Annotated in this window: 21 protein-coding genes and 1 riboswitch; of the genes, 16 read left to right on the top strand and 5 right to left on the bottom strand. The window is 37.6% G+C overall.

Going from position 1 to position 23,805, the window contains the following annotated elements; genetic code table 11:
* Positions 1-155: 155 nt before the first annotated feature.
* From frdA to frdD, 4 genes are all read left to right on the top strand, one after another.
* The gene (gene frdA, locus MT391_RS14700) at positions 156-1,925 is read left to right on the top strand and encodes a fumarate reductase (quinol) flavoprotein subunit (protein ID WP_299664484.1); all 1,770 of its coding nucleotides are present in this window, start codon (positions 156-158) and stop codon (positions 1,923-1,925) included.
* Between the two features lie 17 nt (positions 1,926-1,942).
* Positions 1,943-2,701: a succinate dehydrogenase/fumarate reductase iron-sulfur subunit gene (locus MT391_RS14705; RefSeq protein ID WP_166371783.1), complete on the top strand. Its 759-nt coding sequence runs from the start codon at positions 1,943-1,945 to the stop codon at positions 2,699-2,701.
* Positions 2,702-2,812: 111 nt separating this feature from the next.
* Positions 2,813-3,202, top strand: coding sequence for a fumarate reductase subunit C (locus MT391_RS14710; protein WP_166371758.1), 390 nt, complete (start codon positions 2,813-2,815; stop codon positions 3,200-3,202).
* A 10-nt stretch (positions 3,203-3,212) separates the two neighbouring features.
* A complete protein-coding gene (frdD, locus tag MT391_RS14715) occupies positions 3,213-3,617 on the top strand; it encodes a fumarate reductase subunit FrdD (RefSeq protein WP_051368907.1) in 405 nt (134 codons plus the stop codon).
* Positions 3,618-3,745: 128 nt separating this feature from the next.
* On the opposite strand, the gene efp is transcribed toward frdD, so the two are convergent.
* Positions 3,746-4,315, bottom strand: a complete 570-nt coding sequence (efp, locus tag MT391_RS14720) for an elongation factor P (protein WP_166371757.1) — start codon at positions 4,313-4,315, stop codon at positions 3,746-3,748.
* Between the two features lie 29 nt (positions 4,316-4,344).
* On the opposite strand from efp, the gene epmB reads away from it, so the two are divergent.
* Positions 4,345-5,361 (top strand): EF-P beta-lysylation protein EpmB, encoded by a 1,017-nt coding sequence (gene epmB, locus MT391_RS14725; RefSeq protein WP_499498762.1) that lies wholly within the window; start codon positions 4,345-4,347, stop codon positions 5,359-5,361.
* Between the two features lie 130 nt (positions 5,362-5,491).
* Positions 5,492-5,815: a hypothetical protein gene (locus tag MT391_RS14730; RefSeq protein ID WP_299664470.1), complete on the top strand. Its 324-nt coding sequence runs from the start codon at positions 5,492-5,494 to the stop codon at positions 5,813-5,815.
* 74 nt (positions 5,816-5,889) lie between these two features.
* On the opposite strand, the gene MT391_RS14735 is transcribed toward MT391_RS14730, so the two are convergent.
* From MT391_RS14735 to MT391_RS14745, 3 genes are all read right to left on the bottom strand, one after another.
* Positions 5,890-7,500, bottom strand: a complete 1,611-nt coding sequence (locus tag MT391_RS14735) for a diguanylate cyclase (RefSeq protein WP_499441209.1) — start codon at positions 7,498-7,500, stop codon at positions 5,890-5,892.
* Between the two features lie 4 nt (positions 7,501-7,504).
* Positions 7,505-9,058, bottom strand: a complete 1,554-nt coding sequence (locus tag MT391_RS14740) for an ABC transporter substrate-binding protein (RefSeq protein WP_499498764.1) — start codon at positions 9,056-9,058, stop codon at positions 7,505-7,507.
* Between the two features lie 434 nt (positions 9,059-9,492).
* Positions 9,493-10,101, bottom strand: a complete 609-nt coding sequence (locus MT391_RS14745; protein WP_499498766.1) for a DUF5610 domain-containing protein — start codon at positions 10,099-10,101, stop codon at positions 9,493-9,495.
* Between the two features lie 211 nt (positions 10,102-10,312).
* Here MT391_RS14745 and MT391_RS14750 point away from each other — a divergent pair, with 211 nt between their 5' ends.
* The 10 genes from MT391_RS14750 to MT391_RS14795 all read left to right on the top strand — a co-directional run bounded on the left by MT391_RS14750 (position 10,313) and on the right by MT391_RS14795 (position 22,655).
* Positions 10,313-11,725 carry an alanine/glycine:cation symporter family protein gene (locus tag MT391_RS14750; protein ID WP_166371751.1) on the top strand — a complete coding sequence of 471 codons (1,413 nt, stop codon included), beginning with the start codon at positions 10,313-10,315 and terminating at the stop codon, positions 11,723-11,725.
* A 335-nt stretch (positions 11,726-12,060) separates the two neighbouring features.
* The gene (locus MT391_RS14755; RefSeq protein ID WP_166371750.1) at positions 12,061-12,438 is read left to right on the top strand and encodes a DUF3461 family protein; all 378 of its coding nucleotides are present in this window, start codon (positions 12,061-12,063) and stop codon (positions 12,436-12,438) included.
* A 656-nt stretch (positions 12,439-13,094) separates the two neighbouring features.
* Positions 13,095-15,173, top strand: a complete 2,079-nt coding sequence (locus MT391_RS14760; RefSeq protein ID WP_499498768.1) for a DUF4962 domain-containing protein — start codon at positions 13,095-13,097, stop codon at positions 15,171-15,173.
* A gap of 551 nt (positions 15,174-15,724) precedes the next feature.
* Positions 15,725-15,889, top strand: a riboswitch (FMN riboswitch).
* Positions 15,890-15,983: 94 nt separating this feature from the next.
* Positions 15,984-16,631 (top strand): 3,4-dihydroxy-2-butanone-4-phosphate synthase, encoded by a 648-nt coding sequence (gene ribB, locus MT391_RS14765; protein WP_166371748.1) that lies wholly within the window; start codon positions 15,984-15,986, stop codon positions 16,629-16,631.
* A 714-nt stretch (positions 16,632-17,345) separates the two neighbouring features.
* A complete protein-coding gene (locus MT391_RS14770) occupies positions 17,346-17,702 on the top strand; it encodes a hypothetical protein (RefSeq protein WP_166371747.1) in 357 nt (118 codons plus the stop codon).
* 308 nt (positions 17,703-18,010) lie between these two features.
* Complete coding sequence (locus tag MT391_RS14775) at positions 18,011-18,556, top strand: hypothetical protein (protein WP_166371746.1); 546 nt, start codon at positions 18,011-18,013, stop codon at positions 18,554-18,556.
* Between the two features lie 1,486 nt (positions 18,557-20,042).
* Complete coding sequence (locus tag MT391_RS14780; protein WP_499498771.1) at positions 20,043-20,237, top strand: hypothetical protein; 195 nt, start codon at positions 20,043-20,045, stop codon at positions 20,235-20,237.
* Between the two features lie 461 nt (positions 20,238-20,698).
* On the top strand, positions 20,699-21,094 hold the full coding sequence (locus MT391_RS14785; RefSeq protein ID WP_499441193.1) for a DUF3024 domain-containing protein: 396 nt from the start codon (positions 20,699-20,701) through the stop codon (positions 21,092-21,094).
* Between the two features lie 244 nt (positions 21,095-21,338).
* Positions 21,339-21,995: a DUF2959 domain-containing protein gene (locus tag MT391_RS14790; protein ID WP_499498772.1), complete on the top strand. Its 657-nt coding sequence runs from the start codon at positions 21,339-21,341 to the stop codon at positions 21,993-21,995.
* A 165-nt stretch (positions 21,996-22,160) separates the two neighbouring features.
* Positions 22,161-22,655, top strand: coding sequence for an HAD-IA family hydrolase (locus MT391_RS14795; RefSeq protein WP_499498774.1), 495 nt, complete (start codon positions 22,161-22,163; stop codon positions 22,653-22,655).
* A 68-nt stretch (positions 22,656-22,723) separates the two neighbouring features.
* On the opposite strand, the gene MT391_RS14800 is transcribed toward MT391_RS14795, so the two are convergent.
* Positions 22,724-23,560 (bottom strand): GGDEF domain-containing protein, encoded by an 837-nt coding sequence (locus MT391_RS14800; protein ID WP_499498776.1) that lies wholly within the window; start codon positions 23,558-23,560, stop codon positions 22,724-22,726.
* Positions 23,561-23,805 lie beyond the last annotated feature (245 nt).

The following is a 23,805-nucleotide window of genomic DNA, read 5'->3' on the forward strand; positions in this document are numbered from 1 at the left end:
ATTTAAACTCATTTATTAGGTTTTTTAAGACGTATTTTTAATACATTGTTTTTATATTAATTTCACGTTAATTAACCATGTTTCGATCAATGTTTTTAAGGATCAAACTGATAGACTGATTTTCGAACAAATATTTCATTTTGTTGGAGAGTTTTATGCAGATAATCAAAACAGACGTTGCAATTATTGGTGCAGGCGGTTCAGGGTTAAGAGCGGCCATCGAAATTGCAGAAAATCACCCCCAACTTGAGATAGCCCTGATCTCAAAAGTTTATCCCATGCGCAGTCACACCGTTGCCGCAGAAGGTGGCGCTGCCGGTGTCGTTCAAGATAGTGATTCATTAGATCAACATTTCGATGACACTGTCTCTGGCGGAGACTGGTTATGTGAACAAGATGTGGTGCAATACTTTGTTGAAAATGCAGCCAAGCAATTAACACAATTAGAGCATTGGGGTTGCCCTTGGAGCCGCAAAGAAGACGGTAGCATTAACGTACGTGCCTTCGGCGGTATGAAAAAAGAACGCACTTGGTTCGCTGCCGATAAAAGCGGGTTTCATATTCTTCATACGCTTTTTCAAACTTCCATTAAACATCCTAAGATCACACGATTCGATGAACACTTTTGTCTAGATTTAATTGTTGAAGATAACAAAATACAAGGCGTTGTGATTTTAGATATCTCAGAAGGCGAAGCGAAACTTATTCAAGCTAAATCAGTGATCATGGCCACTGGTGGTGCAGCACGTGTTTATACTTATAATACCAACGGTGGCATAGTAACTGGTGATGGAATGTCACTAGCCTACCGCCATGGTGTGGCATTACGTGATATGGAGTTTATACAATACCATCCAACAGGCTTACCTGGTTCTGGCATCTTAATGACCGAAGGTTGTCGTGGTGAGGGAGGTGTATTAATCAATAAAGATGGTTACCGTTATCTTCAAGATTATGGGCTTGGACCTGAGACACCGATTGGTCAGCCTAAAAATAAACATATGGAGCTCGGTCCGCGCGATAAAATTAGCCAATGTTTTTGGCAAGAACAACAAAAAGGTAATGTGATCAGTGGTGATCGAGGTGATGTGGTGCATTTAGATCTACGCCACTTAGGTGAAGCGAAAATCAACGAACGTTTGCCTTTCATTAGAGAACTTGCTAAAGCTTATGTTGGTGTTGACCCAGTGCACGAACCGATTCCAGTACGCCCAACCGTGCATTATACCATGGGTGGCATTGCTACCGACGCCAAAACAGCCACTAGCTTAACGGGTTTATATGCGATTGGAGAATGTGCATCGGTAGGATTACACGGCGCTAATCGTTTAGGCTCAAACTCTTTAAGTGAACTCGCGGTATTTGGCCAATTAGCAGGCCAACAGGCAGCGCAGTATGCACAACAAACCACACACCAAGATATCGCCCCACTACGCGAACAAGCAGAGCAAGTCATTGCCCGCACCGAAGCATTATTAAACAGTAATGGCACAGAAAAAATGGCAGATATTCGCCAAGAAATGGGCGACTGTATGGAGCAAGGTGTTGGGATTTACCGAACACAGGAATCAATGCAGCAAACTATTGATAAATTAGCGGAGTTAAAAGAACGCTACAAACACATTCAAATCAATGATAAATCCAGTGTATTCAATACTGAATTTTTATATGCGATTGAACTAGGCTACTTATTAGATACCGCAGAAGCAATGGCGCATAGTGCGATTTTACGCCAAGAGTCACGCGGCTCACATCAACGAATTGATGACTTCCAAACCCGTGATGACATCAACTTTTTAAAACATTCACTAGCTTATTACCAAGCAGATAAAGCACCGGTGATTAAATATGCAGATGTCACTATCACCAAAAGCCAACCAGCAGAACGAGTGTATGGTGCAGCTTCTGAAGCGAAGGAGAAATGATTATGTCAGCGCAAACTATGCCTACTCAACAAGCAGTGTCAGATAAAGTAATAGAAGTCGAGATCCTTCGTTATCGTCCAGAGCAAGATGAAAAGCCATTTCCACAATTGTTTGAAGTGCCTTATAGCCCTGATATGTCAATCTTAGAGGCACTGCAATATATTAAAGATCATCTTGATAGTACCGTCAGTTTTAGATGGTCATGCCGAATGGCAATTTGTGGCAGTTGTGGGTTAATGGTTAACAATGTCCCTAAACTCGGCTGTAAAGCTTTCCTACGAGACTATTATCCACAAAAAATAAAACTTGAAGCATTAGCTAACTTTCCTATCGAGCGTGATTTAGTAGTCGATATGGGTGACTTCATTAAAAAGTTAGAAGAGATTAAACCTTATATTATTCCTGCAACTGATGATAAATGCTTGTCGGAAGGTACTTACAAACAAACCCCAGAACAAATGGAAAAATATAAACAATACTCGATGTGTATCAATTGTGGCTTATGTTATGCAGCATGCCCTCAGTATGGCCTTGATAGTAAGTTCACCGGTCCTGCGGCACTCGCATTATTAGCGCGATATAACCGAGATAGCCGTGATGCAGGTAGCGCTGAACGTATGAAAATAGTCAATCAAGAAGAAGGTGTATGGTCTTGTACGTTTGTTGGTTATTGTTCCGTGGTTTGCCCTAAAGGCGTGGACCCTGCAGCGGCTATCCAGCTATTAAAAGTGGAAAGTAGTAAAGATTACTTAATTGGTATGTTTAAACCGGACTAAAGACACGATACAAAACATTGATCAGGTCATAGCAAACTATTTATATCGACTCGTATTAATATTCATGCCGATCACAGTAAGTTTGCTATCAGTTATTTTGGAGTAAGTAAAATGAGTAAACGTAAACCGTATCAACGTGAAATGAACAATGACTGGTGGTTAAAGAATGCCTTCTATAGCAAATATATGATCCGCGAAGGCAGCAGTATTTTAATTACTGTATACAGCCTTATTTTAGCTTGGGGAGTGTTTCGCTTGAGCCAAGGTGAAGAGGCATTCAACGCATGGTTAAGTGCCTTACAACACCCTATTTCAATCATATTCCATTTATTGGTTTTATTGATTGCCCTTTACCACACCATTACTTGGTTCTCATTAGCGCCTAAAGCCGTGGATCTCTACATCAAAGGTAAACCACTCGATGCAAAATTCATTGTTGCGGGTCATTACATTTCATTCATTATTGTCACTATCTTTTGCCTAGTGCTGATCATGCTCTAGAGGGGGTTTCATGAACGCTCAACAAACAACAACGAATCAATTACCAGAGAAAAAATATATTCGCTCCCATGAACCGATATTTTGGGGATTATTTGGCGCGGGAGGCATGTTAACGGCCTTCTTAACACCTGTGATGGTATTAGTCACAGGGCTATTAATACCACTAGGACTGATTGATGCTGAGCATCTAAGCTATGAAAAACTGCATCAGTTTGTAAGCAGTTGGTATGGCGCACCAATCGTATTGGTATTAGTGGCACTACCTTTGTGGCATACCCTACACCGTATCTTCCATTCATTACATGACCTAGGTATTAAACGTGGTCGAGATTGGCAACAGGTAATTTGTTATGGGTTTGCATTTGCGGTCAGTGTATTTGTTTTTACTTTATTATTACAAATGCTCAGTCTGTAATACTATTTAATAGTGTTTAATTTGGGCTTATTATTACTTTAATTAAAGCTATAAAAAAACCAGCAGATGCTGGTTTTTTTGTTTAAACGTAGTATGAACAACGCTAAATATTCAATACATTCAATCGCTTATTTTTTAACACGACCAACGTATTCACCGCTACGCGTATCCACTTTAATTGTTTCGCCAATCTGAATGAATAAAGGCACACGTACAACCGCGCCAGTTGACAACGTTGCAGGTTTACCACCAGTTCCAGCCGTATCGCCCTTTAAGCCAGGATCTGTTTCAGTCACTTCTAATTCAACAAAGTTAGGAGGCATAACCGCAATCGGTGAATCATTCCACGTAGTGATAGTACAAATATTTTGTTCTACTAACCATTTGTCCATATCTCCTACTGCATTAACATCTGCAGCGATTTGTTCAAATGTGTTGTTATCCATAAAGTGGAAAAATTCACCGTCGTTGTATAAGTAAGCAAGATCAAAGTCCATTACATCAGCAGATTCTACTGTTTCATTTGACTTAAATGTTTTATCCACTACCTTACCTGAAATAAGTTTGCGGTATTTAACTCGACTGAATGCTTGGCCTTTACCAGGTTTAACATATTCATTTTCCATGATCACACATGGTTCATTATCGAGCATGAATTTTAGCCCGCCTTTAAAATCACTGGTACTATATGTTGCCATTATAACCTCTATTACTAAACTGATAAAAAATGCCCAAAATTATTAACGTGAATAATACCGCTGACTTGCCAACATGGCAAAAGGAACTAGCAGAAGCAGTGAAAAATCCGCAACAACTGTTAGAAATATTGGAGATTGAGCAGGAAAATGACCTAATCAGTCAACTTGCGAGAAAACAATTCCCGATGCTGGTGCCCATGCCCTTTGTAAAGAAGATGCAAAAAGGCAATATTAATGATCCTTTATTAAAGCAAGTATTACCCATTAGCGATGAAGAATTGACTGTTAAGGGATTTACTACCGACCCATTGGTGGAGCAAAATAATCAACAGCAAGGGCTATTACATAAATATAAAAGCCGTGTTTTACTCATTTTAAAAACAGGTTGTGCGGTAAATTGCCGATATTGCTTTAGACGACATTTCCCTTATGCTGAAAATAGCATTAACAAATCAGAGCTAGCTAATATTATTGCTTATATCCAAAATAATCCTGATGTGAATGAAGTCATTCTCAGTGGTGGAGATCCGTTAATGACTAAGGATAAACAGCTATTTGAGTTATTTGATCAACTTGAAGCCTTGCCACAGTTAACACGTTTACGTATACACACTCGTTTACCCGTGGTGATCCCATCTCGTATCACGCAAGGCCTAGTGACTCGTTTACAAAAAAGCCGCTTTAACATCGTTTTGGTATTACATATCAACCACCAGCAAGAGATTGATGCAGACTTTGCAAATGCAATGCAGCGTTGTCATCAGGCAGGCATACACCTATTAAATCAAAGCGTTCTATTAAAAGGTGTGAATGATCACGCAAGTCAATTAGTGGCATTGAGCGAAGCACTATTTTCCGTCAATATCTTGCCTTATTATTTGTTTTTATTAGATAAGGTACAAGGTGCAGCACATTTTGATATTGATGAAATAGATGCACAAAAGCTACATAATGCGATGCAAGTAGAGCTACCCGGTTATTTAGTACCGCGCTTAAGCAGAGAAATTGCAGGACAACAAAGTAAAACGTTAATACATTCGTTATAATAAATAATAACAATGAATTAATAACAATGAATTAATAACAATGAATTAATAACAACGAATTAATCACAACGAATTAATAACACTCAATAAGATCGATTTTGATATCGACAAGTTCACACAGGAGAATCTGATGAGCAAAGAAAACGTACAAGCACAGCTTCAAGAGAATATTAAAATCATTTATCACCGCGCAGTAGATGCAGATAAAGCGCTAGCTGAATTACGTAAACAAAAAACAGCGGGATTTGCTCATATTTTCACTAATGATACGCCGTTTACTAACCACTCAGATACTTTTTTACCCTACGTAGAAGAATTAGCGGCAGACTTACAAGCTATTCAAACGGATAACGAAGAACACTACAAGACCCAATTGCCAGCGATTGTGGTTAAGATTGAATTATTGTTTAAAACGCTAAATGCTTTTAAAGAAAATTTAAAAGCAAAGCAGTAGAATAAGACAGTGACATGCGACCTGAATGCTCGCATGTCATAAAGTGTGTTATGAATTCATGCCATAAACAACCGCTACTCATTATCCTCAATGTCAGGACTGTACACACAAAGTTTATTACGCCCAGTCTGCTTAGCTTGATAAAGTGCTTTATCGGCAAATATCAATTGTTTTGATGCATCTTGAATATCTTCGATTTTTTGCACTTCTACTAACCCGATACTGGTCGTAAAGCTAATTTTTAACTTACCAATAATACAGGGTGTAGAATTAGTCTCTTCAATGATGCGTTGCATTAATATCGTCGCATTATGCTTATTAGTACGTGGCATTAATAATGCAAACTCCTCACCACCAAAACGCGCAAATATATCTGTTTTACGCATTTTTTCAGATACTCGCTTAGTAAACTCAATTAGCACCCTATCTCCGATATCATGACCATGAACATCATTAATATGCTTAAAATGGTCTAAGTCGAACATTGCTAAACAATAAGCCTCTTTGTAGCGTAAATAACGTACATGCTCCTTCAAAAAATTCGCATCAAAATAACGACGATTATAGATATTAGTTAAACCATCATGGGTTGCTAAATGTTTTAATTTTTTATTATTCTCAGATATTTCATGTTCTTTTTTTAACAGCTCATCGATATAACTTTTAACGGCAATAGCCATTTCACTGAACTCATCTTTACCTTTAATTGGGATTTCATGCTGGGTATTATTATATCCTGCGTTAATCACTTTACGGATCAGCTCTACGCGTTTTAAAAATCCAATTTGTAATAAAGCTAAAACCAATGCCGTTGAAAAACAAATAAATAATAGAATATACAAACGCGTTTTACGTACTGCTATTTCTTCTTCTATTTTATGGAGATTAATCAGGAATTTTTTCTGTATTGATAAAATGCTCTTACCGGTGACAGAGGCAATTAAATAACTCAACTGTCTATTATCCAAACGTAATTTTTTGATACGTTCAAGTTGCGCAACATAGCTTGAATAGATAGAAAAAAGCGAATCATCGGCAATAAATAAAGCCGTTAACTGGGCATACTCTTGCTCTGGTATCTTATCTTTAATTTCATTAATCAGTGCGCTGACATCATCCAACTTCACCGTTTGTTCTATGGCTAAATTTTTATTATTCATAGGGTTAAAAAGAGATAGGATATTTTCAGTCGTACTCACTAACGTATGGTCACCTTGCTGCATTTTTTGATGCTTGTAGGCTTCTACTTTTGTATATTGGATATAAAAATCATCGGCTATATCATACTTATTCAACATCGCAGCCAAGGTATCATCAGTCTGCTCATACAGACTACGTTTCAGTTTATCTAAGTCTTGGTAATTATCGGTTGCATCAGCAATTTTTTTAAATAATTTTTCCGTCCATTGTTTTTTATCCGTGACATGCAAAACATCCCATTGCAGATCATTTTTATTTTCAGCCAAAAACATACCACTGGTAGTTCTTAACATCTCATTAGCTTGGCCTTTTAACTCTGTTATATCGAGTAGTGTTTCAAAGTGATCATCTTTTACTTTTTGATAATCCTCTTTGAACTCTTGCAGCGAGAGAATGCCAGAAACCCCAACAATGCCACTCATTGCAGCTAAAACGATGGTCAAGGTAATGACGCGTAAACTTAGTCTGTCTCGTATGCGTACCATATTATTATTGCACTACTACATTCATGGTCTTACTTCTCCAAGAAATTTGTGAAAAAATCAGAGCCGGTAATGGCTCATCTATCCAATATCCCTGCAAACGACTATCCCAAATACCTGTTTTCGGCAACATCATTAAAAAAACACTAGCGGCATCTTCAATTAATAACCTTTGTGCCTTTTTCAGCAGAGGGTTGCGCTGTAACTGCTGCGTTGTTTGCATTAACTTTTTCATAAGCTGCTTATATTCAACATTACTATAATTAAAATAATAATTGTCTTTAGCAAAAATCTCTAAGTCATTCGCTTCCGTATGTGCAACGACTGACAAATCATAGTCTTTGTCAATATACACTCTTTTTGTCCATTCCTCCCAAGTCAACGACTCCACAGTCACTGGAATATTAATCTGTTCTAACATTTGTGGAATATATACCCCTATGTAACGTGCGTAGGTGGTTGGTGGAATAATTAAACGTAATGGTTTTATCGCTACTTTATTGCCTCCCATTAACGATTTTGCTTTATCTAAATTGAATGAATACCCTTCAGACAAATGTAAACTAGCTTCGTGAGAAGCAGGAAAAAAACTACTAATCAATTCACTTTCACCAAAATACAAATTAGATTTTATTTTATTTTTATCTATCGCATAACTAATGGCTTTGCGGATCGGCAAAGAAGCTAACATTTTATTAGCATGATTAAAGGCGATAATAATTTCACCTTGCGTCTGCCCAAACACTTGCTGATAACGAGATTGTGTACTCAAGGTCTGTAAAAAATTAATTTCCGACATATTGTCATAACCATCAATTGTACTCTGCGCTAATAACTCAACGACTTCTGAGCGTGTAGGCGCAAAAGTAATAAGCACTTGTTTGATGGAGGGTAAGGTTTGCCAATAATTAGGGTTAGCCCTAAGCTTTAGAAAATTTCCTTTTTCCCATTCCTGAAAAATATAAGGTCCAGTCCCCGTTGGTTTTTGGCTATTAGTCGAATAACTCGTTGGCTCTTGAATTACCGCACAACCCAAACCTAAGTTAAACAAAAAATGGATGTCTGGCCATTGCAGTTGCACCTCTACTTCATTGTCATTATTTACAGTAATAGTATTGATATGCGTAAATTTATGCTTGATGGAGTTTTTACTATCCTTACTCGTTAGACGTAATAAAGAGGATCGAACAATATCAGCAGTAAGCAAAACACCATTATGAAAATACACATTCTCATGCAATAGAAAGGTATAAGTTAAGCCATCATCACTGACCACCCAACTTTTTGCCAAACTAGGTAAAACTTGCCCTTTCTGATTAATCTGAGTTAAGCCTTCAAAAATATTTTGATAGGTAATACGTTGAATAACGGCGGAAGCATCTGTGGTCGGATCTAATGAAGTAGGCTCTAAAGTCAGGCCTATATGTAATTTTTCAGGATCGATAATCGACTGTTCATTTTCAATTGCAAAAGCAAAACTAGTCATTAATAAATAAAAACAAAGTACAGAAGAAAACAGATGAAAAAAGGTTAACTTACGAAAAAAATCATGCCGGGCCATATATACGCTCAATCTGAAAAAGGTTAACGCAATTGACTACATCAACAATAAATAAAAACAGCCCTATATTAACTCATATTATGCAAGAAATATAAACAGATTCGATGCAATAGAAGAAAGTAGATAGTCAAAATTCGTGTTACGTTACAGTTTTATGACAACATTAATTTAATTGATAAAAGTATTGTGAATTATTTCTTTAAAAAGCAATAAAAAAATACTCCTGCCAGGATTGACAGGGCTTCAGGAGAGGTAAGGAAAATGAGAAAGCTATACTCAATAAATTAGTTATAGGCTAACTAGCAGAGTTATTTACAGGGGCTTATTTACAGGGGCTTATTTACAGATTCTTATTAACAGGGGCGAGCGAAAATCCCAGCATTCATCAAATGACTGGAATCTACATTCCGGACACCACCTTAAATTACCTTACCTTAAACGACCTTACTTTCGGCAGCTTCGCTTTCTACCGCAGGCTCAGGGTTTCTAAATTTTTCAAATCCTTCTAGAATGAATGACATGGTTAGGTCGATATCTTGTTCAACATCGCCCTCTAGCACCGACAATGCTTTTAAGATATCTTTTGCTTCGCCAATTCCTTCCTCAACACCTTCTAACATTAAATCAGCAAACGTATCACGAGCCTGCTGTGGATCTAATTCTGGATGTTGCTCTTGATAAGCATTAAAAAAATTAGTACTAAAAGTCACAATACGTTCTGCCGTTGCCTCGGGACTAAAGTCGACTTCAGACTCATAACTTTGTTGCAGTGATTGAGCTGGCTCAATCTCTTTTAATGCATCATTAATACCTTGTAATGCGGTTTTTAAAACAAGGGCTAAGGGTTGATCTTTGATACTACTACTCGTCTTATTAGACTGATCAATGGCACTTTGTAATATCGCTGCATTGAGCTGCTTTTTATTAATTTGTTGTAAGCTTTCAGTACTAGCCGGTTCATTGTTAGCCGCTACAGATTCATTTTTAGGGTTTTTATCACTCTGTTCAACTTCAACATAAGCTTGACGCGAATTAATTTGCATAGACACCTTCATCAATCTAAATAATGTAAAGCGTTATCGGCACAACACGCTAAAACTGAAGAAAAAATAAGCATTTTTTTGAAAGCTGCAAGCCAGTTCATAAAAATAAGAAAAGAAAACTAATATTTGATAATATCCCGCCCTTATACATCACCCTATTGCGTGTTAATTATTTAAAAGGATCGGCGCAATCTATTAAAAAGGTATCTTTATGTTAACGCTACTTAACGCCATCAATGGTTTATTATGGGGACAAATCCTCGTTTATTTACTGATCGGTACAGGGGTTTACTTCACTATACGATTAGGTTTTATCCAATTCCGTCATTTCTTTCATACCTTCACTGTCATGAAAGGCAGCCGTAAATCAGACAAAGAAGGTATTTCTTCTTTTCAAGCATTATCAACCAGTTTAGCCGCACGTGTGGGAACAGGTAACTTAGCAGGTGTTGCAATCGCGATCACTGTTGGTGGTCCCGGTGCTATTTTTTGGATGTGGGTGATCGCCTTATTGGGGATGGCAACCAGTTTCGCCGAAAGTACACTCGCTCAAGCTTATAAAGTGCACGATGAAGATGGCAACTTTCGAGGTGGGCCAGCTTATTATATGGAACGAGGGTTAAATGCACGTTGGATGGGTAGCCTATTTGCTATTTTCCTCATTATTGCCTTTGGTTTAGTCTTTAACGCCGTACAAGCAAACTCTATCACCGCCGCATTACATGAATCATTCCAGTTTGATAAATTAACAGTTGGTATCGTCTTAGCCATTATTTCTGGTGCGGTTATTTTTACCGGTATTCGTGGTATTGCTAAAGTAGCAGAAAGAATTGTACCTGCGATGGCTTTTGTATACTTATTGATCGCATTGTTTGTTGTGGTGACTAATATAACTCAGTTACCTGCAATCATTGGTCTCATTATCGACTCTGCTTTTGGATGGCAGGAAGCGGCAGGTGGTGCTTTTGGTGCAATGATCATGACCGGTGTACAACGTGGTTTATTCTCTAATGAAGCGGGTATGGGTAGTGCAGCTAATGCAGCAGCAACCGCATCTCCTTACCCACCACACCCAGCATCACAAGGTTATGTACAAATGTTAGGTGTGTTTATCGACACCATCATCATTTGTACAGCAACGGCATCAATCATCCTATTATCAGGTGGATTAGAATCATTCACTGGCATGGGTGGCGTAGAAATAACACAACGCGCGCTGGATATACAAGTAGGTGATTGGGGTGGTTCGTTTGTGGCCATTGCTTTATTGTTCTTTGCCTTTACTTCTATTATTGCGAATTACTCTTACGCAGAAACCAACCTTGTATTTTTACAGCATAAAAATACACGCGGTTTGATTGTTTTACGTATTACGGTATTGGCCATGATCCTATTTGGTGCGACGCAAAGTAATAGCGTTATTTGGTCTTTAGCAGATGTTTCAATGGGGTTAATGGCAATCGTCAACTTGATTGCTATTCTATTGCTTTCAAATGAAGTGATTAAATTAGCAAAAGATTACAACCAGCAACTTGATGCCGGAAAAATACCTACTTTTGATCGCACTAAACTGCCTGAATTAGATAAAAAAATCGAACCAGGTGTTTGGGAAGTAAAAAAATAAAGTAGCTTTTATGGCAGATACAAGGCTATAACAAGCTCAAATCTATAACAGCTCCAAAATAAGTCCTTATTTTGGAGCTGTTTATTTTCTCTCTCAGTACTTTTAACTCCCTCCTTCAATGAATACTTTTCTCGCACTGCCACTCAAACTGTAAATAAACTTTACTAATAACTTTCAAGTATAAAAGATAAAACCAATAGTAAAAATTATAAATTGACTTGGATCGGGATAACTAAACAATTAGAGATAATATGAATTGATCTTTTTTTTCGATAGTCCACACTGAAAGTCATGATATTTTAAATACTATTAGCATTAGCCTGAAAGGAGAAAAAATGTACCCAAATCTTAAAGATGTCGGCATCCGTAATCCAGAGAATATCAAACGCTATTCATTACGTCAGGAAGGTGAAAAAGATATTTTAAAAGTATATTTCCGTAAACATAGCGGTATGTTAATCGGTCGAAGCAGTAAATTTAAATTTCAGCGCCAAGTTAAAAGAGTGAGTGGAGGCCAGAATACAGAAAGGTTTACTGACTTATCTGAAATCAATCCAACATTACATAAAATTATTCAAGAGCTAGATAGCCTTAGCCTACAAGAGAGTTCAGAAAAAGAGCTTAAACAACAAATTTTGTCGGATCTAAAACATTTACAATTAGTGGTAGATAGCAAAATATCAGAGATTGAGAAAAAAATAGAAAAGCTATAAACCTTACGTAAAAATAACGTAACTACTCAGCCCCCATTAAAACTGAGTGCTTTTTACCAAAATAAAAACGTAAATGCTCAGGGCTAAGCTATTTATGCTTAGTTCAAGGCGAAAAAGCGCAGTTTAGTGGTTTAAATGAGCATTTTTCAACGAAGAAATAGGCTTAAATAGCAACGGCCTGAGTAGTTACAAAATAACAAAGCAACAACTTATTGCTACACAGTCTTAACGCTAAAAACCACAAGCGACGCTTATCCCGTCGCTTTTTTATTGCCTACTCCCTTTTAATCAACACTCAATTTGTTAAATGACTTTTATAGCTTGTGAGCTAGCCCTAAAATTAACACCCTGCCGACCTAGTCATATTGTAATTAAGTAATACAAATGATATAAAATACAGACTATGAAGTGTTGAATAACTCTCACACTTGCAATACAACCAATACTAATGAGTGATAAAACGGTGAAATCATTACAAATGAATGATTTACCTTATTTCAGCTCAATATTTTAGCTCAACGCGATTAACCTGCGAGATAATAAAGCGACTTAAAAGCATTGGCATTATTTAACATACCTTGCTCAGCACAGTAAATAAGTGACATTGAACGAGGCTATTACATAGATTTATTAATTTCATAAATTAGAGGTATTAAATGTCTAACAAGTCTTTTGATGCAATAAAAGCGATCAAACTAGAGAATGACAAGTCTGCTGGCAATCTACTTGATGTAATGCCAGTTCAAGTTCAAAAAGCAGATATTGACCTGTCTTTCCTTGATAATTTAAGTGTTGAGCACCCTCGTCTATTAGTTCAAAGCAAAGACCTTCCAGCATTCAGAACTAAACTTAAAAATGACGCTGGTTACTGTAAATTTGATGCATTCCTGAATAACTCAACAAACAAGTTCCTAGAGACAACACCCTATTCAGAGCCAAAAGCTTATCCGGAAGAAACCGTAGGCAAGGCCTCTTTATGGCGTCCTTACTGGCGTCAAATGTACGTTAGCTGTCAAGAAGCGTTCAATGCAACCCGCAATCTTTCAATTGCTGGTGTAGTGTTAGAAGACCAAGCGATGATCGCAAAAGCAAAAGCGTGGACATTACAATTAGCTTCTTACGCCCCTGAAGGTGTAACGTCTCGCGGTTATAACGATGAAGCGGCATTCCGTGTTATCGCAGCAATGGCTTGGGGTTATGACTGGCTACACGCTTACTTCTCAGAAGAAGAGCGTGAAATTGTAAAAGCGGCATTAATTGTGCGTTTAGAAGAGATCATGCATCACCTCCAAGTCACCGTTGACCTATTGGCGAACCCACTAAATAGTCACGGTGTGCGTAGTATCAGTTCAGCAGTTATTCCTACTTGTATTGCGCTTTACAATGAATACCCTAAAGCGCGCGAGTATATTGAATACGGTATTGAATATTACGCAGTGCATTACCCACCATGGGGCGGCAAAGATGGCGCATGGGCAGAAGGCCCTGATTACTGGAACACGCAAATGGCATTCCTCGGTGAGTCTTTTGATTTACTGAAAAGCTACACCTCTATCAATATGTTTAATAAAGAGTTCTATAAAAATACCGGTGATTTCCCGCTGTATTGCATGCCTGTTCACTCAAAACGAGCAAGCTTTTGTGACCAATCAAGTATTGGCGATTTCCCAGGCCTTAAACTCGCTTACAACATCAAACATTTTGCCGGTGTTAACAACAAACCTGAGTACATCTGGTACTACAACCAATTAAAAGCACGTGATACTGAAGCGCATACTAAATTCTACAACTTTGGTTGGTGGGACTTTGGTTACGATGACCTACGTTTTGATTACCTATGGAATGACATGCCTGAGGTTAAACCTTCAGATAAACCATTACTTAAAGTATTCCCAACCACAGGCTGGGCAGCATTTCACTGTAACATGACTAACCGTGAAGAACACATTCACATGGTTTATAAATGTAGTCCATTTGGTTCTATCAGCCATTCACACGGTGACCAAAATGCTTACACATTACATGCCTTTGGCGATACTTTAGCCGCAATCACAGGTTATTACGGTGGTTTTGGTGTTGATATGCATATCAAATGGCGTCGTCGTACCTTTTCTAAAAACTTACCGCTATTTGGTGGTAAAGGTCAGTACGCAGAAAACACTACCACTAAGTTTGAAGGTGTTCACCAAGATCGTTACTGTGTTGAAGCAGGCGGAAAAATAAGTGATTACGATACAGAATCTGACGTATTATTTGTGGAAGGCGATGCATCAACATCGTACCAATTCCATAACCCTGATTTAGAATCTTACAAACGTAAAATTTGGTTTGCTAAAGGTAAAGTCTTTGTAATGCGTGATACCGCGACGTTAACAACAGAGCAAGATCTGACTTGGTTATTACACACCACATTCAAAACAGAAACGGCTCAAGACTCATTCCAAATCATCGGTGACATCGCGCTATTAGACGTGTCATTTATCAATGAGAGTAAGAATGATCTTTTATCCATTGAAAATGTTGAAGGCTTTGGAGAAGTTGACCCTTCTGAATTTGCAGACCTTGAAGTTCACCGCCATGTTGAAGCTAAATTTAAAGCGAAGAAAGAGCATAATATTTTAACGCTGTTAGTGCCAAGCAAAATCAATGGTCCTAAAACGGATGTTAGCTATAAATTAGTGGGTAATACATTAGAGCTAACAATTGATGGCGAAGTAGTGACTATCGAACTTTAATCACTGCTGTTAAGTAACGATTAAAAAGGCCATCTATAGCGATATAGGTGGCCTTTTTTTCTGTCGCAACAACTGGTGTTTTTGGATTTAGTTTGTATTTTAGTAAAGTAAGATTCGTCTACGCTCATTGAGGCTGTTTGATATTTATTAACTTTGGTTTCGCCCTGTCGGCGACTCTACTTTTTCTTACCAGAAGAATAAAGTAGGCAAAAAGACTGGCACCGAGTCGCTTTCTTATCCAAACAATCAACGCATTTTAAACGTACCGTTTATATGATGTCTTCTACACTGAGCTAATAACGGCAAAGGGCACGCAGAGCTTAGCCCGCTCATATAACTATGCTGTCGCATAAATCGCTCCATGCACTAGTCTCAACTAACCCAAACATCCTGTTTGGTTTTACTAAAATGAATTAATTGCTTGAGGAAACTCAACGATGAGGAGTCGTAGTCGCATTGAGTTTCGTCTTATCTCAATTTTTCCAACTATCTTCTTTTTCAACTATCTTCCTCAATGAGTAAGGGTTAAAATCCGCACGCTAATTTAACTTAGCAATTCTCAGGGCGGGGCGAAATTCCCCACCGGCGGTAAACCTAATAGGTGAGCCCGCGAGCGCTTTATTGATTATTTAACGTAGTAATAGTAGCAATAAAGGTCAGCAGATCTGGTTTAATTCCAGAGCCGACGGTTAAAGTCCGGATGAAAGAGAAACCAAAGTGCTGCATGTGTAGTGCTAATTTACATCATCTAATAATTGGATGATGTGATTCTCAATGCCCTGATTCTGGTAACTATTCAAAGGAAATACCATGAGTCAGTCTCTATTAAGTTTATTCGGTGATGCACATTCTCGTGTATTAAATGCCATTCAATCAATCCAAAACGGTTCAGGTGTGTTAGTTGTAGATGATGAAGACAGGGAAAATGAAGGTGACTTTATTTTTGCTGCTGAAACATTAACAACCCCACAAATGGCGATGATGATCCGTGAAGGCAGTGGTATAGTGTGTTTATGCTTACCTACAAAAACCACGCAAAAGCTTCAACTTCCCCAAATGGTCAGCAACAACACTAGCCAAAATACCACCGCTTATACTGTCAGTATTGAAGCAAAGCATGGTGTGACAACAGGCGTTTCAGCTGCAGACCGTGTGACTACTATTAAAGCCGCAGTCGCACCCAATGCAACAGCAGATGATCTATCTCGACCAGGTCATGTTTTCCCGCTACAAGCCGTTGCAGGCGGTGTATTAGTGCGAAGAGGACATACGGAAGCTGCAGTTGATTTAGCAACATTAGCAGGGTTTGCTCCCGCAGGTGTGATTTGTGAGTTAAGCAATGAAGATGGCTCAATGGCACGTTTACCAGAAGTGGTGAAGTTTGCGCAACAGCATGATATTCCAGTAATGAGTATTGATGATTTAGTGAATTATCTTCAAGCTGAGCAAGTAGCTTAGTTTTGGGTTTAGTTTTAGGTCGCTAAAAGGTCTAAAGCTGAAATAGGTGATAAATTAGTGGGCTGTCTATAGAAATATAGATGGCCTTTTTGTTGTCGCAACAACAGTGTGCTTTTTTCAAATTTAGGTCCTATTTAATTAGCATCAGAACTCGTCTGCGCTCAACTTAGCTTAATGAATAATTGTAATTTGGTGTTCCGCCCTGTCGGCGTGTTCATTTTCTTTATACGAACAAAGAAAACAGAACCAAAAGAAACTCGCCCATATCGTTTTTTTAATCTGAATCAATAACTGCCTTCTTAACACACCGTTCATACGCCACATCCCTGTGGCGATCTGAACTAGCAACGCCTGTTCATAACACAATACTGTCGTATAATTCGCTGCCTTACCTTGCTAAAGGCAGTGATTGATTCAGAAAAAAATGGGAAATTGATGTAGCCGCATTGCTTGTCGAATAACAGGCGCTTAAAACTAGGTTAACGCTAAATAAATTAACGTTATTTTGCCTTTCCGTTGTTAATACCAAATTATTCTATATATCAACATGATTAATATTTGACTTTTGTCTATTGGTCACTTTAATTGTTTGATTTATAGTTGCAGCAACGTATCGTTGAAAGAATTTTTAACAAATTAACATATTCCGTATTTCTGGCAAAATCTGGAATTATTCTACTTAATCGTGCTGTATAAGCCTAAAAAGGAGTTACGATGAAATTTACTATTTTAATAATTTTAAGTCTTTTATTGTTAGGGTGTGCAACACCAGTAAGTCACACCAATATAGCCTTGTCTACGTACGATAAAGATACTGAGTATGGTATAGAAAAACGAGATGATGGCTTTGGAGTTACAGTTTACTATTCTAGATACCAATTTATTCCAGAAAGCGATGCAGTGGCTACTGCTTGTAAAAGTCAACTAACTGCCATTGCTTGGGAACACTCAGATAAAATAGGTAAAGAAATTCAACCTATGAATGAGCAACGTATTCGTATTTCTATGGGGCGTAATGGTTTTTCTGGTATCACTTCATGCCAAGCAGATGCTGTTGTAAAGTGGAAGTAGGCTTATAACAAGGACTTTAAATCGGACAAAAAATAGTTTGGTTTTTTCGTTCCTCACACAATAATAACCAACTATTTTAGGCCACTTAACGTGATGCTATCTTACCCTGGAGAGTTTCATGGATATTAATCAAAATATTCTGATTAGCGTTCTTAGTGGGTAATTACAAGTGCTTTAATATTCTTATGTATAAGTATATTTAGGAATACTATAAAGTATGTTTTTCTGAAAAAAGAGAAATTCTACAGCCTCGTTAACCCCGTTAATTTATCGTAGACGTTGGGAATCAATTTTCAAAAGGGATTTACATGGATGCAAAAAGTTGGGCTGTATTAATATCAATGTCCGCATTTATTTTGTCACTATTCAGTATATTTAAAACCCATATTTGGAATTCGTTTAAATTTAATTGTCGCTTAGTTTCGTTTAGTTGGAAAATTGAAAACGATGATAACTTCTGCGAGAGTAAATTTTTCATTTCATGCTCAGGGAATAAAAATCTATATATTGATAAGCTCTTTATAAACAAAGGCAATGACACTTCCATTAACGTTGAAAGTAAAAGAGTAGATATACAAAAGCTTTTAAAACCTGGTGAAATTGAAGAATTTATTTGTAAAACTGATACTTCAATATTTTCTCATAATCAAACCTATTCATTTATTTTCACGCTGATTTCTGTAGACACAGATCAATTTCATTGTTGTCTAAAAATGACGACAAAAAAACAAGAGAATAACAACCTAATTGTGTTTGCTAAAAGCCTAGGAAGTGGAAACTTTAGTCTTAATTCGTTTAGCTTCTTTCGACTGAATAAAGTCCGTCAAAGTAGATCGTTGCGTAGGAAAAACTAACAAGGCGTTGAAATCAGATGCTAAAACAGAGCGTTGAGGCTGTAGAATAACTCGGTTTTTATAAAAGGGCCAAACCTTGCTTTTTGACTTTTAAAAAACTTTCCACCAAATCCCAAGAAAAACGATGCTTAATGTGGCTACAACTTCCCCACCGTAAAGCTTTCCCAAGCGATAAATGACTTTCAGCAACAGCAAACAGGACGTTTGCTGTAAGTTCATTCAGCACATGGATGTGCTGTATGAACTGGTGCGTTAAGAAAGGCAATTAGCGTTTGGATAAGAAAGTGCTCCGGTGGCCAGTTTCTTTGCATCCTTTCTTTTCTGGTAAAAGAAAGGATGTCGCCGACAGGGCGAAAGCACTGCAAATAAATAGCTAGCTGTCAGGGTGAGCGCAGACGAATCAACATTAAACGATTAAAACCGAGTTTTTCTAATCTATCTAGCCTCCAGCTCCACCACCCTGCAGACGGTTCACCATATAATGAATAGTGAATGTGAATTCATAAATCCTTTAATGACATCAAACCTTGTCAGGCTAAAAACGCATTACTGATCGCTATATTGATCCCTTTGATCTTCGAACTACGACAAGGTCTTCTACTTGTACTTTTTATAAACCCACTGGCACAAGAAATAGCTAAATATTCACTGACACCCAGTTTGATCAATGATCTCAATTTCGTCCTTGGTTTACGCCATTACCGCCCCACTTCTTGATGAGAAAAACATTCACAGTCGGCGGCGGATCCAATGATCAGCTCAATCGTTAATTGGCAACCCTTGGCGATCAGAAAATAATTTCCCTATCCTCGTAAATACAGATTGAGTTTGTAGAGCTGTTTTCTCGTTACTATCCCACATTAACAAGCTTAGTTAACGCTCGCGTGTTAAGCCGATCTCCCCAGATAAGAGCATGTACTTTCTTTGCACTGCATCATTTACGGTGGTCATTAGATCACATGGTTTCATTGTCTTGTGCCGACTCACTTCTAGCCTACGCCTCATATGATGCTCTTGTTCATCAGCTCCCCTCTTTATTCACAAGGATGCTAGCAGACTCCACTAGCCTCATCCTCACGGATAAGCCCTTGCCATTCGCTAGTAGTTAGCGTTTAATCACCTAAGTGATTAAATGGTGACCTTCCTACAGAAGACTTTCATCTCATTAGTCCATGCTGGACGTACAAAAGTGCATCAAATCGCAACAAAAACAGTTAATTAGATTCCATTTTGATTAACATTATAACCCACAATGTTTGTCCGTTTGTGCGGGCGTTATATACTAGGAGGTAATTTGAAAAAGTTGTTTTATTTGATCATTTGTTTCACCGTCATTTCAGGGTGTTCTATGCTGCCTAAATCCAGTTTTGTTTACTACAAAAGTTTGGAACCATCATCATGTAACTTAGTTGTTGGGCTATCACAAGAAGGTAATCAGCTTGTATACAAAGTTAAAACAAATGCTCGATCGGCTAAAGGCACTTTTATGAAAAAGGGCCAACAAATTGTATTCTCCGGGTTGCATGCCTCAGAATCGCCACGTAATTCAAAAATCGAAGTAAGTGCGTTGCAGCAAGGTGATACCTTAACAATTCAAAATTACGGTAATAGCATGAATTCATTCACGCTTTTCTCTGAGTGCGAAAGCAAGTATCTCTCTCTAGTTAAAACTCGCACATAATATAAGAGCTTTCAAGATGGGCAAGTTAGTTGACTGCTGTTTGTGCCTCGCACATTTTAACCAACTGCAATTAACAACTTAAAACGACGCAGGCCTTCAGAAGTCAGTGCGGATAAACTCATATCATCACATAAACATTGGTTAAATACAGATGCAGTAAAACAAGTGATTTAGACACCTATTGGAAGTAAATCAGATCTTCCTAAAGAAATGCTTCAATTTAAAGAAATGCATTCTTCATTTTCTCGTTTATCAGTATTTTATGGTCTGATATTTGTTGTAATTAAAGGTTACATTGAACTTAATTTTGTAAATAAAGGTGTAGATTTACTTTTAACTAATGAAAGCTTTTGTCGATGCATGAGAATATTTAGAAACGCTACATTTCACTATCAAAAACAAGCGATTCCAGAGAAGGCAAAAATAATTCGTTTCCTAAATATAATTGAGAAGTTGCAGGTATGAATAGATGGATGGCTTCAGTAACCAAGCCAGTAAAGGTTACAAGTTTAATTAAAAGTGCTTTGGATAAAGAAGCAGAGAAATTAATAGATAAAATTTTGAAGCCGAGAAGTGTTAAAGTACCTCTTCCAGAAAGCAGCTCTAATTATCTTGTCGATATATATACTAAATGGCATGGGAATTCTTTTTATTTTTGTTCTAAACATAATAGCCCAGGAAAAAATGCAATTTCACCTAGCTTTGAAATTAAATTTGCCAAAATGGTGCATGTAGGCGATGGAAAGTTCAATCTATCTTATATGCGATACAATGATAAATGGCTTGAATTGCACCGAAACCTAACTTTACAAGAATGCCTACATGCAATTGAGCATGAACCCTATTTTATGGTGTAATTTACCTAGTTGGGCAGACAAAGGTATCTAACCTTCCACACTACCGAGCATAAACCTTCGCACAAGACTATTCATTTTCCTTTATGAATAGTGAATATTACCCCTCATTATTATCAGTTTGATCTCTTAAGTCCACTGGGCTTAGCTTGCTGTTTATCAGGAGAGATCATATTATTCATGTCATTATCGTGCTTTGATTATTATCGTAATTTACAGTATTGATGCTTATAAACAGGGGTTAAAAATGAAAAAAAAGACACTATTATGTGCTTCATTGCTTGCACTAACATTTACATTATCAGGCTGTGAATCAGTTTATTACTCGGCCATGGAAAAGGTCGGGCTTCATAAGCGCGATATTCTTATTGACCGTGTTGAAGAAACAAAAGAGTCACAGCTAGAGTCGCAAGAAGAGTTTCAATCCGCACTTGAAGGGCTAACTACACTGATCGACTTTAAAGGTGGCGAACTACAAAAGACTTACGATGCATTAAACGATGATTACCAGTCAAGCCTAAAAGCAGCAAACGAAGTATCAACTAACATTGATAAAGTGGAAGAGGTGGCTAATGCATTATTTGATGAATGGAACGAAGAGCTTGAGCAATATAAAAGTGCATCTTTAAAACGCCAAAGCAGTCAAAAGCTAGCAGAAACAAAGAGTCAATTTAGCACTCTTTTACGCTCTATGCGCAACGCCGAAAGCAAGATGGAGCCGGTATTATCCTCTTTAAACGATAACGTTTTATACTTAAAACATAATTTAAACGCGCAAGCGGTGTCAGAAATCAAAGGTGAATTCACCAATCTAAAACGTGATATTCAACAGCTAATGAACGATATGAATGAATCCATTGCCGAATCAAACAAGTTTATTAAACAAATGAATAGTGCGAGCTAATCATTTAGTTCTTACTATTCATTTAGCTAATGACGTAACCAGTTACTTAACCACGTTAATGAGCCTGCTTAACCGCAGGCTTTTTTATTGTCAGTAATCATGCCTTAGATAACGACATTGTGACCAAAAACTTTATATGAATCAAAGATGAAAGATGGAGTTAAGATGATAAACGTATATTTATTTGATTGGGGTGATACTTTGATGGTTGATTTCCCCGATGCAGTAGGAAAAATGTATGACTGGGAAGTAGTTGAAGCAGTTTCAGGCGCTAAAGAAACGCTTGCAGCTTTGTCTAAAAATGCAAAGATATATATCGCAACAGGTGCCGCAGATTCTACTGAATTAGAAATTCAACAAGCCTTTGAACGCGTCGATTTAAATCAATTTATTTCGGGTTACTTTTGCAAAGCTAATTTAGGTCTATCAAAAGGCACACCTACATTCCTAAATGCAATTCTTAATCAATTAAATATTAGCGCAACTGAAGTAGCAATGGTCGGTGATAACTTCGAGAAAGATATTAAACCCGCGTTATCTGTTGGTATTCAAGCCTTTTGGTTCACCCAGAAAACAATAAACACAATACCAATATCAATACCAATACCAAACAAGGTTAATTTCATTAAACAGTTAACAGAACTTTACGCTAATAAGTAAAATAGCGGGTAAAGCGAAATATTGGTTTGCTGCGTTCAGATGAATAGATGTGAAACTAAAGAGTAAAACTAATACGCTACGCGATTACGCCCATTATTCTTCGCAACATAAAGATTGTCATCGGCTTGGGTAAAGAGTAGTTCCGTTGATTGCCCACACTCACTGTAATTAGAGACGCCAAAACTGCAGGTAACAGATCGCGCTAAAAAGAAAGCATTTGCTTCTTCCCCTTCCTGTACAGAAATATTCGATATTTGCATATCAACGGCGGTGACCTGACTTAAACCGTAGTGTCCCAGCTGTAGTCTATCTTCTATGGTTATGCGTACGCGCTCTGCAACGCAAATCGCCTCTTCTAAGTTACTATTAGGCAGTAAGATGAGAAACTCTTCACCACCAAAACGATAAGCATAATCTGTAGGTCGAATACTCTCCCGAATTAGTTCTCCAAATAAAGTTAACGTATCGTCACCCACACTGTGTCCGAAGTTATCATTGATCACTTTAAACTTATCTAAGTCACACATAATTAATGAAAAATCTGAAACTTCATCGTAATATACTTGGTTTTCGAGGCTGGTTAATTTACGTTGTAAATATTCTTTTTTACGTAGACCCGTCAGTGCATCGATAGAGATATAATGCATGGCATTGAGGTTTTTAGCAGCAAGGTCAAAACGACCATCGGCCATATGCTGATTATGAGAATCAAGAAAGCCGTAATTCATAATATCGCGATAAAAAATATCACATTGCAGTTCAGGGCAATTACGGTTTTTATCTTCTAAACATGTCTGTTTTATAAATACGAGCAAGCTAAAAAAGGGGTACCCAAAGCGGTATCCTTTATCCACTTCCATGGATTCACCTTGGCGGTTTAACACCTCCATTTTTGTTTCTTTCATCCCTGCTTTACTTCTCGCTAGCGTTTATTCTGGCGGCTTATTGTACAGCAATGTACCCAATATGGTTATTTTTAGCACCGACATAGTGCAAATATTATAAAAGTATTAGATCGCGAAATTTTAACTACATAGAAAGCAATGACTTAACAAATATAATTAGTTATTTTTTAAACATTAAAATGGCAAGTTACTACTAGACTCAGCTGTTTACACTGACTTCCAGCGATTTTTAGTTTAATAAAACT

The sequence above is a fragment of the Vibrio sp. 1-Bac 57 genome (genome assembly GCF_037546855.1).
Lineage (GTDB): Bacteria > Pseudomonadota > Gammaproteobacteria > Enterobacterales > Psychromonadaceae > Psychromonas.

What these genes read in the sequence shown, in the direction of transcription:
- MT391_RS14790 (WP_499498772.1), top strand. Translation starts at nt 21,339, where the DNA reads ATGAAAAAAAAGACACTATTATGTGCTTCATTGCTTGCACTAACATTT.
- ribB (WP_166371748.1), top strand. Translation starts at nt 15,984, where the DNA reads ATGAGTCAGTCTCTATTAAGTTTATTCGGTGATGCACATTCTCGTGTA.
- MT391_RS14770 (WP_166371747.1), top strand. Translation starts at nt 17,346, where the DNA reads ATGAAATTTACTATTTTAATAATTTTAAGTCTTTTATTGTTAGGGTGT.
- MT391_RS14755 (WP_166371750.1), top strand. Translation starts at nt 12,061, where the DNA reads ATGTACCCAAATCTTAAAGATGTCGGCATCCGTAATCCAGAGAATATC.
- MT391_RS14740 (WP_499498764.1), bottom strand. Translation starts at nt 9,058, where the DNA reads ATGGCCCGGCATGATTTTTTTCGTAAGTTAACCTTTTTTCATCTGTTT.
- MT391_RS14775 (WP_166371746.1), top strand. Translation starts at nt 18,011, where the DNA reads ATGGATGCAAAAAGTTGGGCTGTATTAATATCAATGTCCGCATTTATT.
- MT391_RS14760 (WP_499498768.1), top strand. Translation starts at nt 13,095, where the DNA reads ATGTCTAACAAGTCTTTTGATGCAATAAAAGCGATCAAACTAGAGAAT.
- MT391_RS14705 (WP_166371783.1), top strand. Translation starts at nt 1,943, where the DNA reads ATGCCTACTCAACAAGCAGTGTCAGATAAAGTAATAGAAGTCGAGATC.
- efp (WP_166371757.1), bottom strand. Translation starts at nt 4,315, where the DNA reads ATGGCAACATATAGTACCAGTGATTTTAAAGGCGGGCTAAAATTCATG.
- frdD (WP_051368907.1), top strand. Translation starts at nt 3,213, where the DNA reads ATGAACGCTCAACAAACAACAACGAATCAATTACCAGAGAAAAAATAT.
- MT391_RS14750 (WP_166371751.1), top strand. Translation starts at nt 10,313, where the DNA reads ATGTTAACGCTACTTAACGCCATCAATGGTTTATTATGGGGACAAATC.
- epmB (WP_499498762.1), top strand. Translation starts at nt 4,345, where the DNA reads ATGCCCAAAATTATTAACGTGAATAATACCGCTGACTTGCCAACATGG.
- MT391_RS14730 (WP_299664470.1), top strand. Translation starts at nt 5,492, where the DNA reads ATGAGCAAAGAAAACGTACAAGCACAGCTTCAAGAGAATATTAAAATC.
- MT391_RS14710 (WP_166371758.1), top strand. Translation starts at nt 2,813, where the DNA reads ATGAGTAAACGTAAACCGTATCAACGTGAAATGAACAATGACTGGTGG.
- MT391_RS14745 (WP_499498766.1), bottom strand. Translation starts at nt 10,101, where the DNA reads ATGCAAATTAATTCGCGTCAAGCTTATGTTGAAGTTGAACAGAGTGAT.
- MT391_RS14735 (WP_499441209.1), bottom strand. Translation starts at nt 7,500, where the DNA reads ATGGTACGCATACGAGACAGACTAAGTTTACGCGTCATTACCTTGACC.
- MT391_RS14780 (WP_499498771.1), top strand. Translation starts at nt 20,043, where the DNA reads ATGAAAAAGGGCCAACAAATTGTATTCTCCGGGTTGCATGCCTCAGAA.
- MT391_RS14795 (WP_499498774.1), top strand. Translation starts at nt 22,161, where the DNA reads ATGATAAACGTATATTTATTTGATTGGGGTGATACTTTGATGGTTGAT.
- frdA (WP_299664484.1), top strand. Translation starts at nt 156, where the DNA reads ATGCAGATAATCAAAACAGACGTTGCAATTATTGGTGCAGGCGGTTCA.
- MT391_RS14785 (WP_499441193.1), top strand. Translation starts at nt 20,699, where the DNA reads ATGAATAGATGGATGGCTTCAGTAACCAAGCCAGTAAAGGTTACAAGT.
- MT391_RS14800 (WP_499498776.1), bottom strand. Translation starts at nt 23,560, where the DNA reads ATGAAAGAAACAAAAATGGAGGTGTTAAACCGCCAAGGTGAATCCATG.